16 protein-coding genes are annotated in these 14,048 nt (G+C 64.9%); 11 read left to right on the top strand and 5 right to left on the bottom strand.

What is annotated here, in order from left to right; translation table 11 throughout:
• Positions 1–102 precede the first annotated feature (102 nt).
• From MUB52_RS04415 to MUB52_RS04395, 5 genes are all read left to right on the top strand, one after another.
• A complete protein-coding gene (locus MUB52_RS04415; protein WP_263842983.1) occupies positions 103–1,809 on the top strand; it encodes an acyl-CoA dehydrogenase in 1,707 nt (568 codons plus the stop codon).
• Positions 1,809–2,855: an MBL fold metallo-hydrolase gene (locus tag MUB52_RS04410; protein WP_263842982.1), complete on the top strand. Its 1,047-nt coding sequence runs from the start codon at positions 1,809–1,811 to the stop codon at positions 2,853–2,855. The genes MUB52_RS04415 and MUB52_RS04410 overlap by 1 nt, the downstream gene beginning before the upstream one ends.
• Positions 2,856–2,858: 3 nt before the next feature.
• Complete coding sequence (locus tag MUB52_RS04405; RefSeq protein ID WP_263842981.1) at positions 2,859–3,317, top strand: DUF6173 family protein; 459 nt, start codon at positions 2,859–2,861, stop codon at positions 3,315–3,317.
• Between the two features lie 93 nt (positions 3,318–3,410).
• On the top strand, positions 3,411–3,545 hold the full coding sequence (locus tag MUB52_RS04400) for an aa3-type cytochrome c oxidase subunit IV (RefSeq protein ID WP_263842980.1): 135 nt from the start codon (positions 3,411–3,413) through the stop codon (positions 3,543–3,545).
• A gap of 27 nt (positions 3,546–3,572) precedes the next feature.
• Positions 3,573–4,169, top strand: a complete 597-nt coding sequence (locus MUB52_RS04395; protein WP_263842979.1) for a hypothetical protein — start codon at positions 3,573–3,575, stop codon at positions 4,167–4,169.
• 112 nt (positions 4,170–4,281) lie between these two features.
• Here MUB52_RS04395 and MUB52_RS04390 read toward each other — a convergent pair whose 3' ends face one another.
• Entirely contained in the window at positions 4,282–4,611 is a 330-nt protein-coding gene (locus MUB52_RS04390) for an AzlD domain-containing protein (protein ID WP_263842978.1), read from the bottom strand.
• On the bottom strand, positions 4,604–5,338 hold the full coding sequence (locus MUB52_RS04385; RefSeq protein WP_263842977.1) for an AzlC family ABC transporter permease: 735 nt from the start codon (positions 5,336–5,338) through the stop codon (positions 4,604–4,606). The genes MUB52_RS04390 and MUB52_RS04385 overlap by 8 nt, the downstream gene beginning before the upstream one ends.
• 48 nt (positions 5,339–5,386) lie before the next feature.
• On the opposite strand from MUB52_RS04385, the gene fdhD reads away from it, so the two are divergent.
• Genes fdhD through MUB52_RS04365 form a run of 4 tightly spaced genes read left to right on the top strand, consistent with a single transcriptional unit; the run spans position 5,387 to position 9,484 of the window.
• Positions 5,387–6,274, top strand: coding sequence for a formate dehydrogenase accessory sulfurtransferase FdhD (fdhD, locus tag MUB52_RS04380; protein WP_263842976.1), 888 nt, complete (start codon positions 5,387–5,389; stop codon positions 6,272–6,274).
• The gene (gene mobA / locus MUB52_RS04375; RefSeq protein ID WP_263842975.1) at positions 6,271–6,879 is read left to right on the top strand and encodes a molybdenum cofactor guanylyltransferase MobA; all 609 of its coding nucleotides are present in this window, start codon (positions 6,271–6,273) and stop codon (positions 6,877–6,879) included. Before fdhD ends, mobA begins: the two co-directional genes overlap by 4 nt.
• Positions 6,876–7,367, top strand: a complete 492-nt coding sequence (gene mobB, locus MUB52_RS04370) for a molybdopterin-guanine dinucleotide biosynthesis protein B (protein ID WP_263842974.1) — start codon at positions 6,876–6,878, stop codon at positions 7,365–7,367. Before mobA ends, mobB begins: the two co-directional genes overlap by 4 nt.
• On the top strand, positions 7,364–9,484 hold the full coding sequence (locus tag MUB52_RS04365; protein WP_263842973.1) for a molybdopterin-binding protein: 2,121 nt from the start codon (positions 7,364–7,366) through the stop codon (positions 9,482–9,484). The genes mobB and MUB52_RS04365 overlap by 4 nt, the downstream gene beginning before the upstream one ends.
• A gap of 123 nt (positions 9,485–9,607) precedes the next feature.
• Here MUB52_RS04365 and MUB52_RS04360 read toward each other — a convergent pair whose 3' ends face one another.
• From MUB52_RS04360 to MUB52_RS04350, 3 genes are all read right to left on the bottom strand, one after another.
• A complete protein-coding gene (locus tag MUB52_RS04360; RefSeq protein WP_263842972.1) occupies positions 9,608–10,645 on the bottom strand; it encodes a hypothetical protein in 1,038 nt (345 codons plus the stop codon).
• A 13-nt stretch (positions 10,646–10,658) separates the two neighbouring features.
• Complete coding sequence (greA, locus tag MUB52_RS04355; RefSeq protein ID WP_263842971.1) at positions 10,659–11,129, bottom strand: transcription elongation factor GreA; 471 nt, start codon at positions 11,127–11,129, stop codon at positions 10,659–10,661.
• Positions 11,130–11,254: 125 nt separating this feature from the next.
• Positions 11,255–11,635 (bottom strand): VOC family protein, encoded by a 381-nt coding sequence (locus MUB52_RS04350; protein WP_263842970.1) that lies wholly within the window; start codon positions 11,633–11,635, stop codon positions 11,255–11,257.
• A gap of 81 nt (positions 11,636–11,716) precedes the next feature.
• Between MUB52_RS04350 and soxR the strand changes: the two genes are divergently transcribed.
• Both soxR and MUB52_RS04340 read left to right on the top strand, forming a co-directional pair.
• Entirely contained in the window at positions 11,717–12,172 is a 456-nt protein-coding gene (soxR, locus tag MUB52_RS04345; RefSeq protein ID WP_263842969.1) for a redox-sensitive transcriptional activator SoxR, read from the top strand.
• A 152-nt stretch (positions 12,173–12,324) separates the two neighbouring features.
• Positions 12,325–13,974: an electron transfer flavoprotein-ubiquinone oxidoreductase gene (locus MUB52_RS04340; protein WP_263842968.1), complete on the top strand. Its 1,650-nt coding sequence runs from the start codon at positions 12,325–12,327 to the stop codon at positions 13,972–13,974.
• Positions 13,975–14,048: the final 74 nt, after the last annotated feature.

Genomic DNA, 14,048 nt, shown 5'->3' with positions numbered 1-14,048 from the left:
CGCAGGCGGCATTGCGGCCCATGAATGGTAGCGCAAACCCTTATAGAGTCCCTTGCCTGTTGCCAAGACAGGCCGCTGCCAGCACCGGACCGGAGACGACACATGCCCTATCGCGCACCCGTGGATGACTATGCTTTTCTCTTCGACCATGTGGTGGGCTTTGACGAGGTGCAGGCGACCGAGCGGTTCGCCGAAGCGAGTGCGGATGTCACGCAAGCGATCCTGACCGAAGCGGCAAAGCTGTGCGACGAGGTGCTGGCCCCGTTGCAGCGCCCGGGCGATCTGTATCCGGCGCGGCTGGAAAACGGTGTGGTGCGCACCTCGCCCGGCTTTGCCGAGGGCTATCAGGCCATCGCCGAGGGCGGCTGGGTCGGTATGGCCGCCGACCCGGAGTACGGCGGGATGGGCCTGCCGATGACGCTGACCACGGCTGTGAACGAAATGATGAGTGCCGCCTGCCTGTCACTGCAGCTCGCGCCGCTGATGACCCAAGGCCAGATCGAGGCGCTGGAGCACCATGCCTCGGACGAGATCAAGGCGCTTTACCTGCCCAAACTCATCTCCGGCGAATGGACCGGGACCATGAACCTGACCGAGCCGCAGGCGGGCTCGGATGTGGGCGCGCTCAGCACCAAGGCCGAGGACAATGGCGACGGCACCCACAGCATCACCGGGCAGAAGATCTACATCTCCTGGGGCGACAACGACTTCACCGAAAACGTCTGCCACCTGGTGCTGGCGCGGCTGCCGGGCGCCCCGGCGGGCACCAAGGGCATCTCGCTGTTCCTCGTGCCGCGCAACCTGCCCGATGAGGATGGGAACGCGGGCGTGGCCAACAGCCTCAAGGTCGTGAGCCTCGAGCACAAGATGGGCCTGCACGGCTCGCCCACCTGCGTGATGCAATACGACGGTGCCACCGGCTGGCTTGTGGGCCCCGAGGGTGGCGGCATGGCGGCGATGTTCACGATGATGAACAACGCGCGCCTCGGCGTCGGTGGGCAGGGCGTAGGCGCGGCGGAAGGTGCCTATCAACACGCGCTGGCCTATGCGCTCGACCGCAAGCAGGGCCGCACCGAGGGTGAAACGGCGGCGATCATCGACCATGCCGACGTGCGGCGCATGCTCATGACCATGCGTGCCGACACCTTTGCGGCGCGCGGCATCGCGCTGCTCTGCGCCGCGGCCATCGACATGTCGACCGCGACGGGCGAGGATAGGTGGAAATCCCGGGCAGCCTTGCTCACACCGGTCGCCAAGGCGTTCGGCACCGACATCGGCAATGAGGTCGCTGCCATGGGCATCCAGGTGCACGGCGGCATGGGCTTTGTCGAGGAGACGGGGGCCGCGCAATACGCCCGCGACGTGCGTGTGACGACGATCTACGAGGGCACCAACGGGATCCAGGCAATGGATCTGGTGGCGCGCAAGATGATGGATGGCGGCGAGGCGGCCTATCAGCTCATGGACGAGATCGAGGCGGCGGCGGAGGCGGCGCGGGATGTGCTGCCGGAGCTGGCCGAGCCGGTCTGGCAGGCCAGCGAATCCCTGCGCGAGACGACCGAGTGGATGATCAGACAGGACCACCGTGTCCGCTTTGCGGGCGCCGTGCCCTACCTGCGCGCCTTTGCACGGGTGCTGGGCGGGCATATCCATCTCGCCTCGGCCCTGCAGGACCCGAAGGGCCCGCGCGCCAAGGTGGCGACATTCTATATCCAGCGCCTCCTACCCGATCACAACAGCCTGCTTGCGCAGGCGCAGGCAGGCGATTACGACGTCTATGCCCTGACACCGGAAGAGTTCGCCGCCTGATGAAAGATCAGCCCCACGAAGGTCTGCGCTATCCGTGGGAGGCGCCGCCCGCCGAGGGGGAGGCTGTGGAGGTGGCGACCGGCGTGCTGTGGATGCGCTTGCCGCTGCCAATGAAGCTCGACCATGTGAATGTCTATGCGCTGGACGACGGCGACGGCTGGACGGTGATCGACACCGGGTTTTCCTCGAAGCGCGGCACGGCTCTGTGGCAAGGCCAGATGGCCGGGCCGCTCAAGGGCAAACCGATCACCCGCGTGGTGGTCACGCACCATCACCCCGATCACATCGGGATGGCGGGGTGGTTCCAGAGCGCGCAGGGCGCCGAGCTCGTCACCACGCGCACCGCCTGGCTGACCGCGCGGATGTTGACCCTGGACGAGCAAGCGGTGCCAGCGCCCGAGACACTGGCGTTCTACCGCAGCGCCGGTATGGCCCCGGAGATCTACGCCCAACGGGCGCGCGAACGGCCCTTCAATTTTGCCGATGTCGTCGCCCCCCTGCCGCTGGGCTATACCCGCATCCGCCAGGGCGACACGCTCACCATGGGCGGGCGCACCTGGGATGTGCACATCGGCAACGGGCACGCCCCCGAGCACGCCACCTTCTGGAGCCGGGACGATGCGCTGGTGCTGGCGGGCGATCAGATCCTGCCGTCGATCAGTCCCAATATCGGTGTCTACGCGACCGAGCCCATGGCCGACCCGGTCTCGGACTGGCTGGAGGCGTGCAACCGATTGGCGGAGCTGGCACGGCCCGAGCATCTGGTGCTGGGCGGGCACAAGCTGCCCTTCACCGGGTTGCCCACGCGGATGCGGCAGCTGATCGAGAACCATCACGGGGCGCTGGACCGGCTGCTGGCGTTCATCGAGACGCCGAAGACGGCGGCCGAGTGTTTCGCGCCGCTCTTCAAGCGCAAGATCGGGGCGGGGGAGTATGGGCTGGCGCTGGTCGAATCCGTGGCACACCTCAGCCACCTCTATCAGCAGGGGCTTGCCACGCGGAACAGGCGCGCCGATGATGCCTGGGAGTATCAGCGCAAAGGGTGAGCCATGGGCGAGAAGATCGAGACCTCCGCCGAAGCCGTCGAAGCGGACGCGCTACCGCGGCGCCATGAGGTGCATTGCGATCCGGAGACGCCCGCGCCCGCGATGGATGTGCCAAAAGCAATCACGCGCACACCCGCGGCGCAGAAGTCGCCCGCGCAATGGGCCTATGAGCGGATTATCCTGTACCTCAAGAATTTCGAGGAGCAGCTCGACAACACCCAGGAGGTGGCCATGGGGTTCACAGGCGGCGATGCCGGCGTGCTGCGTATCGAAGGGATGGGCTACTTCGATCCCGATATCGTCACCTTCTACGGCTCGGACGGCGCAGGCGGGCGCACGCAGCTTGTGCAGCACGTCAGTCAGCTCAACGTGATGCTGCGCGCGCTGCCGAAACCTGCGGAAAAGACCGAAGCCCGCCGCATCGGCTTTCGCCTCGCGCAGGACATCGAAGACAACAGTTAGAGCGCATTTCGTCGCAACCCTGGGTGCGGAGAGGTGACATCGCATCCCGAATCCAGTAGGGCTGAATGCAACGACAACGGAAGGGCTGCGGCAATGGCAGAACACAAACACGGTGAGATGGATGTCGAAGTGCAGGAGAAGACCTTCGAGGGCTTCATGCAGTTCACCACCCGGACCGTCATCGTCATCCTGGCGATCATCATCCTGATGGCGATCTTCATCACCTGATCCCGGACCCTGTCGGAGCAGCCTGCGATGCGAATGCTTGCGATGCTGGCCGTCCTGGCCGTGCTGTCGGCCTGTGCCGTGTCATCGCCGTTCGAGGCGTCACCCGAAGAGATCGCGGCAAAGGCCTATGTGCCGGACGGCCCGCCCAAGCTGACGATCTTCACCATGGTCAACAACACGACCGGGGCAGGCGGGCACACGGCCCTGATGGTTTCGGGCTCGCAGCAGGTGATTTTCGACCCCGCGGGTTCCTTTCAGCATGATCTGGTCGCCGAGCGCGGCGATGTGCTCTACGGGATGTCCCCGGCCTGGGTGCAGGCCTACAAGAGTGCGCATGCGCGCAACTCGCATCACGTGGTCACGCAGGAAATCGTCGTGACGCCGGAGCAAGCGGAGATCGCCCTTCAACTGGTGCGCCAGAACGGCGCGGTGGCAGGCGCCTTCTGCACACGCTCGACCACCGACATCCTGCGGAAGGTGCCGGGGTTCGAGAGCATTGAGGCCACCTTCTACCCCGTGAAGCTGATGGATCAGATTGCCGCGCGCCCCGGTGTGGTCACGGACCGCTATTACGAGGATGACGAAGGCAATGTGCGTGACGGGATCACCCCCGTCGAAGGCTAAGGCAATGCGCCTTGAACTTGCACAACCTATCCTGCCTGATTTCAATGAAATCAACGCAATAGGTGTTAGACCCTGTCTCAGGGTATAGGCGAAACGCTCTAGGCTGATTGCGTCAGACCGCCGTCAGCCACAACAGCCCGAAGAGTGTTGCTGCCCCGGCAAAGATCGCAGCCAGCGTATTCTTGGTGATCAGCCCGACTGCGAGCGTCACCGCTGCGGCGGACATGCGCGGCAGATCCGGCGCGCCATCCGTGGCTGCGGGCCAGACCACCTGGGGCGCCACCAGCGCCGGCAGCATCGCAACCGCGGTGTAACGCAAATGGCGCAACAGCCAGCCGGGCATCGGGCGGTCTCCGACCAGGCCCAGAAAGGTAAATCGCAAGGCGTAGCTGCCGACGCCCAGCCCGACGATCACGATCCAGAGGGTGAGCGGCTCAATCATCGCGCAACCGCCTCCGGTCGAGCCAAAGCTCGGCCTGCGCGCCGGCCATCATGCCGAAGGTCCCGGCGATGATCAGCCCCAGCGAATAGGGGATGGCGGCCGTCAGCAGGCTGGTCACGATCGCCACCAGTGCCGCAACCACATGGGCTGCCGTGCGCAGCATCGGGGCGACCAGCGCCAGAAAGGTGATCGGCAGCGCGAAATCGAGCGCCCATCCGGGCGGGATCTGCGTGCCCATGAGCGCACCGACCACCGAGCTGACATACCACAGCGGCACAATCGGGCTCAGCACGCCTGCGAAATAGGCCATGCGTTGCGGCACGGTCATCTGCGGCTCTTTCTCGAACTGTGCAACCGAACAGGCATAGGACTGGTCGACCGTGAAATAGGCGGCAATCGCGCGCTGCCAGAAGGGGGCGGCGCCGATCCACGGGGTCAGCGAGGCCGAGTACATCGCGACCCGCAGATTGACCGCCAGCGCCGAGATCAGGACAACCAGCGTCGGTGCCTCTTCCTGCATCAGCTGCAGCGCGGTGAACTGAGCAGCCCCCGCGAAGACCACGGCGGAAAAGGTCAGGGTCTCGAAGACGTTGAGCCCCGCTTCGGTCGCCAGAACCCCGAAGAGCATGGCGAAGGGCACGATCACCAGGATGAAGGGCGCGCCATCGGCAAAGCCCTTCCAATAGGGGGTCACCCTTCGATGTGTTTTCGCTGTGGTGGAGCGCATGTTATGCTTCTAATGTGTCGCCCAAGGCGTAGCTCAGCCCGACGGAGGATGCAATTGGCCAAGTTGGAGGACACCGGCGACTACCTGATCGCGCCGATGCCGGATGCACCTCGGCTGACCCGCGCGGTGATGGGCACAGATCATACCGGCGCCCCGGTGCGGACCAATGTGGTCGAAGAACGGCCTCTGACGATCTTTCTGAACGGTCAGGAAATCGTGACGGCTATGACCATCGGCGACTATCCCGACTATCTCGCACTTGGATTTCTACGCAATCAGGGCATGTTGCGCGCAGATGACGAGATCACCCGTGTCGACTACGACGAAGAGCTGGAAACGGTGGTGGTACGCACCGCGCGCCAGACCGACTTCGAGGAGAAGATGCGCAAGAAGACCCGCACCAGCGGCTGCGCGGTCGGCACCGTGTTCGGAGACATGATGGCAGGGCTCGACGGGGTCGTGCTGCCGCAGACCGAAGTGCGCACCTCCTGGCTCTACGCGTTGAGCGCCCGGATCAACCGCACACCGTCGCTCTACCTCGAAGCCGGTGCGATTCATGGGACGGTGCTCTGCCGCGAGGACAGGCCGCTGGTCTATATGGAGGACGTGGGGCGTCACAACGCGGTAGACAAGATCGCCGGCTGGATGCTGGCCGAAGGCGTCGGCGCGGCGGACAAGATCCTCTACACCACCGGGCGGTTGACCTCCGAGATGGTGATCAAGACCGCGATGATGGGCATCCCCGTTCTGGCGTCCCGGTCCGGGTTCACGGCCTGGGGGGTGGAGATTGCGCAGCAGGTTGGGCTCACGCTGATCGGGCGCATGAAGGGGAAGCGGTTCCTCTGCCTCTCGGGCGAGGCACGGCTGCGCCGCGATGCAGACCCCGCAGCGGTCCCGGACGAGCCGCGCCGCGCAGGGCGGAAGGCCGCCGAATGAAGCAACCCCTCGGCGTGATCCTCGCGGGTGGGCAGGCCACGCGGATGGGCGGGGGCGACAAGGGGCTGCTGACGCTGGGCGGGCAGACCTTGCTCGACCGGGTGATCGAGCGCCTGTCGCCGCAGGTCGCGGCACTGGCGCTGAACGCCAATGGCGATCCGTCGCGTTTCGCGTCCTTTGGCCTGCCGGTGCTCGCCGACAGCGTGGCTGGCTTCGCGGGGCCCTTGGCGGGGGTGCTGGCCGGGCTCGACTGGGCGGCCGAGCAGGGGGCGGAGACGATTGTCACCGCCGCTGCCGATACACCGTTTTTCCCCGCCGATCTGGTGCCGCAGCTGCTGTTGGCCGGCGAGGGGATGGCCCACCCACTCGTGCTGGCGGCTACGCCTGACGAAAAACGCGGGCAGATCCGCCACCCGACCTTCGGCCTCTGGCCGGTCAGCCTGCGCGACGATCTGCGGGATGCTCTGGAGGGCGGGCTGCGGAAAGTGGTGCTCTGGAGCGACCGGCATGAGGGGCGCACCGCGTCCTTCCCGGTGGCGACATTCGATCCCTTCTTCAACGTCAACACGCCAGAGGATCTTGCCCGCGCCGAGGCGTTGTTATGAAACTCTATGGCATCGTCGGGTGGAAGAACGCCGGCAAGACCGGCCTGATGGAGCGCTTGGTGACCGAAATCACCGGGCGCGGGCTATCGGTCTCGACCGTCAAACACGCCCATCACGTGTTCGATGTGGATCAACCCGGCAAGGACAGCTATCGCCACCGGCAGGCGGGTGCGACCGAGGTGCTGCTGGCCTCGCGCAAGCGCTTTGCTCTGATGCACGAGTTGCGCGAATCCGAAGAGCCGTCGTTGGCTGAACTCCTGACCAAGCTCAGCCGGGTCGATCTGGTGCTGGTGGAGGGCTACAAGCGCGATGCGCACCCGAAGATCGAAGCGTTTCGCGCCGTGACCGGCAACACACTGATTGCGCCGGATGACCCGACCGTCCGCGCCGTTGCCAGCGACAGCCCCGTCGAAATCGACCGGCCTGTCTTCGACCTGGATGACACGGTCGCCATCGCGGATTTCATTCTTTCCGAGGTTGGGCTGTGAGGCCGTTCGATACGTTCGTGGTGGTGGATTGGTCTGCCAAGAAAGAACCTTCGCCCAAACGGCCCTCGCCGGACGCGATTTGGGTGGGTGTCGCCCGGTTGGGGTCCGAAGATGTTGCATGCGACTATCATCGCACGCGCCACGAAGCGATGCAGTCGCTGATAGCACTCGTGTCTGATGAACGGGGTGCAGGGCGGCGAGTGCTTCTGGGCTTCGATTTTCCTTTCGGCTATCCACGTGGATTCGCCCGGATAGTGACGGGAGGCGACGATCCGCTGGCCATATGGGCGGCGCTGGCCGAGCGAATCAAAGATCATCCGAACAACGCCAACAACCGTTTCGACGTTGCGGAAGACCTGAACCGTCTCTGCCCGGGCATTGGCCCGTTCTGGGGCTGTCCGCCCGGGCGCGCGACGCCAGACTTGCCAGCACGGGGTACGCTGCGCAGGGACCACGGTTTGCCCGAACGACGTGGTGTCGAACAGTCTTTGCCCACTACCCAACCATGCTGGAAGCTTTTCACCACGGGATCGGTCGGGTCTCAAGCTCTGCTCGGTTTGCCGCGCCTGCAGATCCTGCGGCAGCGCTTCGGCGACGAGGTCGCCGTTGCCCCCTTTCAATCGCACGACAGGCCTATCGTGCTCGCCGAGGTTTGGCCTTCGCTTCTGCGGGTGGCCATAGCGGACTTGCGCCAACCCCATGAAATCCTCGACCGGGCGCAGGTACGCGTTCTAGCCGGGGCAATGTCGCGCCTCCCGCCGGAAACCCTCAACGCAATGCTGCGCGCAGGGGACAAGGAAGAGGGGACGATCCTCGGTGTCAGTGATGCGGAAGCGCTGCATGCCGCGGCGATGGGCGGGCCTGCGCGACTGTCCCCGCCCCCTCTGAGTAGCGATTGCTTCGCCCTCCCCCGTGGTGTCGACTGGACGCCGGTCGATGAAACGCTGGCGCTGTTGCGCGAACGATTGTCTCCGGTTACTGGGGTGACGCGCTGCGCCGTGATTGAGGCCGCTGGCCGCGTGTTGGCGCAGGATGTGATCGCTTTGCGCTCCAATCCGCCGCTGCCGAACACGGCGGTGGATGGCTATGGCTTTGCAGGCGGCAAGGGCGAGGGCGTGCATCGCATGCCGCTGACGGCCGGGCGCGCTGCTGCTGGCGACCGACCCGGTGCCGTGGCGCCGGGAAGGGCGGTGCGCATCCTCACCGGAGCGGCCTTGCCAGAGGGAGTGGATACGGTCGTCCTGCAAGAGGACGTCACGCTTCAAGGCGACCAGATCGCCTTTCGGGGACCAATCAAGCCCGGTGCGAACACCCGCGCCGCCGGCGAGGACGTCGCCAAAGGCGCGGTTGCGCTGAAACGGGGCACACGTGTGGGACCAGCCGAGGCCGCGCTGCTGGCGGCTGTCGGCGTTCGAGAGGTCGCGCTGCATGCCGCACTGCGGGTCGCGGTGATCTCGACCGGGGCAGAGCTTGTCGAGGCTGCCGCTGCCGCTGGCCCGGGGCAGATCTTCGATGCCAACCGCCCGATGCTGCTCGAGATCGTCCGGCGGCTTGGCCATGTGCCCGTAGACATGGGTATCGTGCCGGACGACCGGGTGGTGCTCTCCGCGCGCCTCGACCGTGCGGCGGTCGAGGCCGATCTGATCCTGACCAGCGGTGGTGCGTCGGCGGGCGATGAGGACCACGTCTCGGCCCTTCTGAAACAGGCGGGTGCCATGACGCTCTGGCGCATTGCGGTCAAGCCCGGGCGCCCGCTCGCGCTGGGGTTCTGGTCCGGCGTTCCGGTGTTCGGGCTCCCGGGCAATCCGGTGGCCGCGATGACCTGCGCGCTGATCTTTGCGCGCCCGGCGATGGCGCGCCTGGCCGGAGAGCCCTGGCCCGAGCCGCAGGGCTTCGACGTGCCCGCGGGCTTCACAAAGACGAAGAAACCGGGTCGGTCGGAGTTCCTGCGCGCGCGGATCAACGCAGGGCGGGTCGAGGTCTTCCCCTCGGAAGGTTCAGGGCGCGTGTCTGGCCTGAGCTGGGCCGACGGTCTGGTGGAGCTGCCGCATGGGGCGGCCGATATCAGCCCCGGTACGCCCGTGCGCTACATCCCGTTCGGCAGTTTCGGCCTGTAAACTCGAAGGGTGCGGCGCGCCTAGAGTAATTCGCCTTGAACCCGCATCCCCTGTTGCTGCCTGGTTGCAATGAAATCAATGCGATAGGTGACATATCCTATCTTAGGTCAAAGGCGAAACGCTCTAATCGAAGGTGCCGGCCACGCGCCCCAGAAGCATGAAGGCACGTGCGGTGCGCGTCTCGGCCAGCGCAGATATCTCGCTGTCGGTGGCCGTTGCCTCGAAGGCGGCAAAGGTCTTGTCGAAGCGGCGCAGGAAGTGATGCGCGGCATCCCGGAAGATCGGGTCCTGCTTCATGCGCCCGGCCGTCAGCGCCAGAGATGAGCGGTCGCGGACGCCGCCAAGTGCGGCGATGGGCCGACCTCGCGCGCCCTGGCCGAATTGGCGCCAGATCTCGGGCCGCGCCCGATCCGGGCGCAAATCGTCCATGTAAATGCCGTCCTGGCTGAGCAGGGTGAGCACGTCCTGGGCGGCCTGGATGAGTTGTGCCGCGGTGCGGTCCTTCAGGGCGCGCCGCAGGGCGGCAAATCCCACCTCATCCTCGGCGGTCTCAGGGAAGTTCAGGGCACGGATGAAATCTTCGGTTGCCAGCGGCGGGGCCATATCGGCCGCTTGTGTTCCGAGCGCCAGCGCCGGCTGGGCATCGGCTGCCGTATCCGATGCCGTTTCTGCAGGCGGTGTCACGACGCGGTCCTGTTCGCGGCGGGAGGTGAAGGTCGCAAGCGCGCTCTCGGTCTTGCGGGCCGCTTCGGCAATCTCGTCGAGCTTGCGCGCCACCGAGCCGGGCTCGGGCCCGATCACGCCGCTCTGGGTCTGGGCGATATAGGTGTGGCGGATGGCGTCGATCGCGGTCTGCAGGCGCTGGCTCTCTTCGCGCAGGACCCGGCTGGAGCGGGCGGTGGTGGCCGCCACCCAGATCATACCGACCGGCAGGAAGATTGCGAGCAGGATCATCACGAACCGCAGCCCGGCGAGGCCCTCGCCGTCCGTCGGCACCAACAGAAAAAACAGCGCCGCTGCCAGCAGCCACAGACCCGAGAGCGCGAGTGCGATCACCTCGATGCTCGTGATCCCATCGGTGCCGGGGCGGTCGTAGATGCCCAGGGGTGTGGGGCGCGTGCCTGGCTCCGCGGTCTGTTTTGTCTCTATCGTGTCCGTCATCGCACCGTTCCCGTCAGGCGTAGACGATTTTGAGCACCTCGTAGGATTTCTCACCGCCCGGCGTGCGCACTTCTACGCTGTCGCCTTCGTCCTTGCCAATCAGAGCGCGGGCAATCGGCGACTTTATGTTCAGCAGGCCGGCTTCGATGTTGGCCTCGTGCTCGCCCACGATCTGCCAGGTCTTCTCCTCGTCGGTGTCCTCGTCGACCAGCGTCACCGTGGCGCCGAACTTGATCGTGCCGGACATCTTGGAGGGGTCGATCACCTCCGCGAGGCCCAGCACGCCCTCCAGCTCCTTTATCCGGCCCTCGATGAAGGACTGCTTCTCGCGGGCAGAGTGATACTCGGCGTTTTCCGACAGATCACCGTGTTCACGCGCTTCGGCGATGGCGGCGATGATAGCTGGGCGTTCCACGGATTTCAGCTGCTTCAGCTCCGCTTCCAGATCGGCGTGACCCTTGCGGGTCATGGGTATCTTGTCCATCTGTCTCGTCCACGAAATGACGCGGCCCGCCGGGGATGCCCGGGGGCCGCTGGTGAAGGTTGGCAGATAGCTGACCCAAATACGGAGGAAAATGCAAGAGGATCCTGTGGCTGTGCCAACCGCCTTCAGTCGTATTGCACCACCTCGTATTCAATGTTGTCGTGATCATGAAAGTAGAACCGGCGCCCGGGCTCATAGTCGCCGTGGTTGCCGGGGGTGAAGCCCGCGGCCTTCACCGCGTCTTCCATCGCGTCGATGTCATCGACCACCACCGCGATATGGTTGAGCCCGCCACGCGTGACGTAACTGCTGGGCCCGTGTGTCGTGTCGGTCCCGGGGGTGTAAAGCGCAAGGTATTGTGTGTCGGTGCCGACGTGGATCGAGTGTCCGCCGTCCTTGGCCGCGCCCTGCCAGCGGATGTGCCAGCCGAAGAGGTCCTGCATCCAGGCGGCGGTCGCGGCGCCGTCGGAGACGGTGTAATTCGCGTGTTCAAGCTGTGTGGTCATCGTCTGTTCTCCTTCGAAAGCCCTTGATGAGTCGGATCGTAATTTCTAAACCTAACTTGAGGTCAAGGAGCTTTTTTTTTCATGGCGATCAACGAAGGTTTGTCGATTGGCGCGCTAGCGGCCCGCACGGGTCTCGCCGTCTCGGCGATCCGTTACTACGAGGCGCAGGGGCTGATCCGGCCCTGGCGTAACGCGGGCGGTCAGCGGCGGTTCGACCGCGCGGACCTGCGGCGGCTCAGCTTCGTGATGATCGCGCAGCAGTTCGGGTTCACCCTGCCGCAGATTCGCGCCGAGCTCGACAGGCTGCCCGGGCAGCGCACGCCCACCAAGGCCGATTGGACGCGGATCAGCGCGGGATTCCGCGCGCGGCTGGACGAAAAGATCGAGACGCTGACCCGTCTGCGCGACAATCTCGACGGCTGCATCGGGTGCGGCTGCCTCTCTCTGCCCAACTGTGCGCTCTACAATCCAACCGACCGTGCAGGCGAAAAAGGGGCAGGGCCGCGCTATCTTATGGGCGACCGCCCCGAGACATGACCGAAATCACGTGAATTTTTCTTGATTTTTTTCACGAAGACTGACTATGACGTTTCGTTGCGATTGCATTGACCGGGGACGTGGTTTAGCCAATCGCGAACGATTGTTGCGCGGGTGGGGCCGCGCCCCGATGGAGTGTGAGGGAGCCGGAGATGTCCGAGACGGAACGCGAAGCAATGGAATACGATGTGGTGATCGTTGGCGCGGGGCCCGCGGGCCTTTCGGCGGCGATCCGCCTGAAACAGCTCGATGCCGACTGCAACGTGGTTGTACTGGAGAAAGGCTCCGAAGTCGGCGCGCATATCCTCTCGGGCGCGGTGCTGGATCCGGTGGGCCTCGATACGCTGATCCCGGATTGGAAGGCCAAGGGCGCACCGCTGAACGTGCCGGTGGTCGAGGACAACTTCTACATGCTGGGCGAAGCGGGCCAGCTACGGATCCCGAACTTCCCGATGCCGCCGCTGATGAACAACCACGGCAACTACATCGTCTCCATGGGCAATGTCTGCCGCTGGATGGCGGAGCAGGCAGAGGAGTTGGGGGTCGAGATCTTCCCCGGCATGTCCTGCTCGGAGCTGGTGTTTGACGAAGGCGGTGGGATCAAGGGTGTCGTTGCAGGCGAGTTCGGCAAGAACCCCGATGGCAGCAAGGGCGACGGCTACGAGCCGGGTATGGAGCTGCACGGGAAGTATGTGTTTCTGAGCGAAGGTGTGCGCGGCTCGCTCTCCAAGCAGGTGATCGCCAAGTACAACCTCTCCGACGGGCACGAGCCGCAGAAATACGGGCTCGGTATGAAGGAGATCTGGGAGATCGACCCGGCCAAGCACCGCGAAGGCTCCGTCACGCACACAATGGGCTGGCCGCTGGGCAAGAACGCAGGCGGCGGCTCCTTCATCTATCACCTTGAGAACAATCAGGTTTACGTCGGTTTCGTGGTTCACCTGAACTACCGCAATCCGCACCTCTTTCCTTACATGGAATTCCAGCGGTTCAAGCATCATCCGATGGTGGCCGAGCTTCTGAAGGGCGGCAAACGCGTGGCTTACGGCGCACGTGCGATCTCGGAAGGCGGCTACCAGTCGATGCCCAAGATGGTCGCACCCGGCGTGGCGCTGCTGGGTTGCTCCGTCGGCATGGTCAACGTGCCGCGGATCAAGGGCAATCACAACGCGATGCTCTCTGGTATCGCGGCGGCCGAGGCGGCCATCGCCGCCATCGCCGAAGGTCGCAGCGGCGATGAACTCACCGCTTACGAGACCGAAGTGCGCGCGGGCAAGATCGGCAAGGACCTGAAAAAAGTCCGCAACGTCAAGCCTTTGTGGTCGAAGTATGGTCTGACGGCCAGCCTTGTGATGGGCGGGCTCGACATGTGGACGAACACCTTGGGTTTCTCGCTCTTTGGCACCATCGGTCACGGCAAGTCCGACGCCGAAGCAACCGAAGAAGCCTCCAAGCACCCCGTCATCGACTACCCGAAACCCGATGGCAAACTGTCCTTTGACCGGCTGACCAATGTCGCCTTCTCTTTCACCAACCACGAGGAGAGCCAGCCCGCGCATCTGACGCTCAAGGATGCGGAGGTGCCGGTGAAGGTGAACCTGCCCAAATACGCAGGCCCCTCGGCCCGCTATTGTCCTGCGGGGGTCTACGAGTTTGTCGAGGAAGCAGACAAGGATCCGCGGTTTGTGATCAACTTCCAGAACTGCGTGCACTGCAAGACCTGCGACATCAAGGATCCGGCGCAAAACATCGTCTGGACAACCCCCCAGGGTGGTGACGGGCCAAATTATCCCAACATGTAGCAGGCTGGCAGCGACAGCCGCTGCGGCCCGGGCCGATCACCAAACGCGCAGGCTCAGTGGAATGCAGCCGCTGA

The organism is Roseobacter sinensis, assembly GCF_025755255.1.
GTDB classification, from domain to species: domain Bacteria; phylum Pseudomonadota; class Alphaproteobacteria; order Rhodobacterales; family Rhodobacteraceae; genus Roseobacter; species Roseobacter sinensis.
The sequence above is the reverse complement of the archived record's forward strand: the minus strand, read 5'-3'. Positions and strand labels throughout refer to the sequence as shown.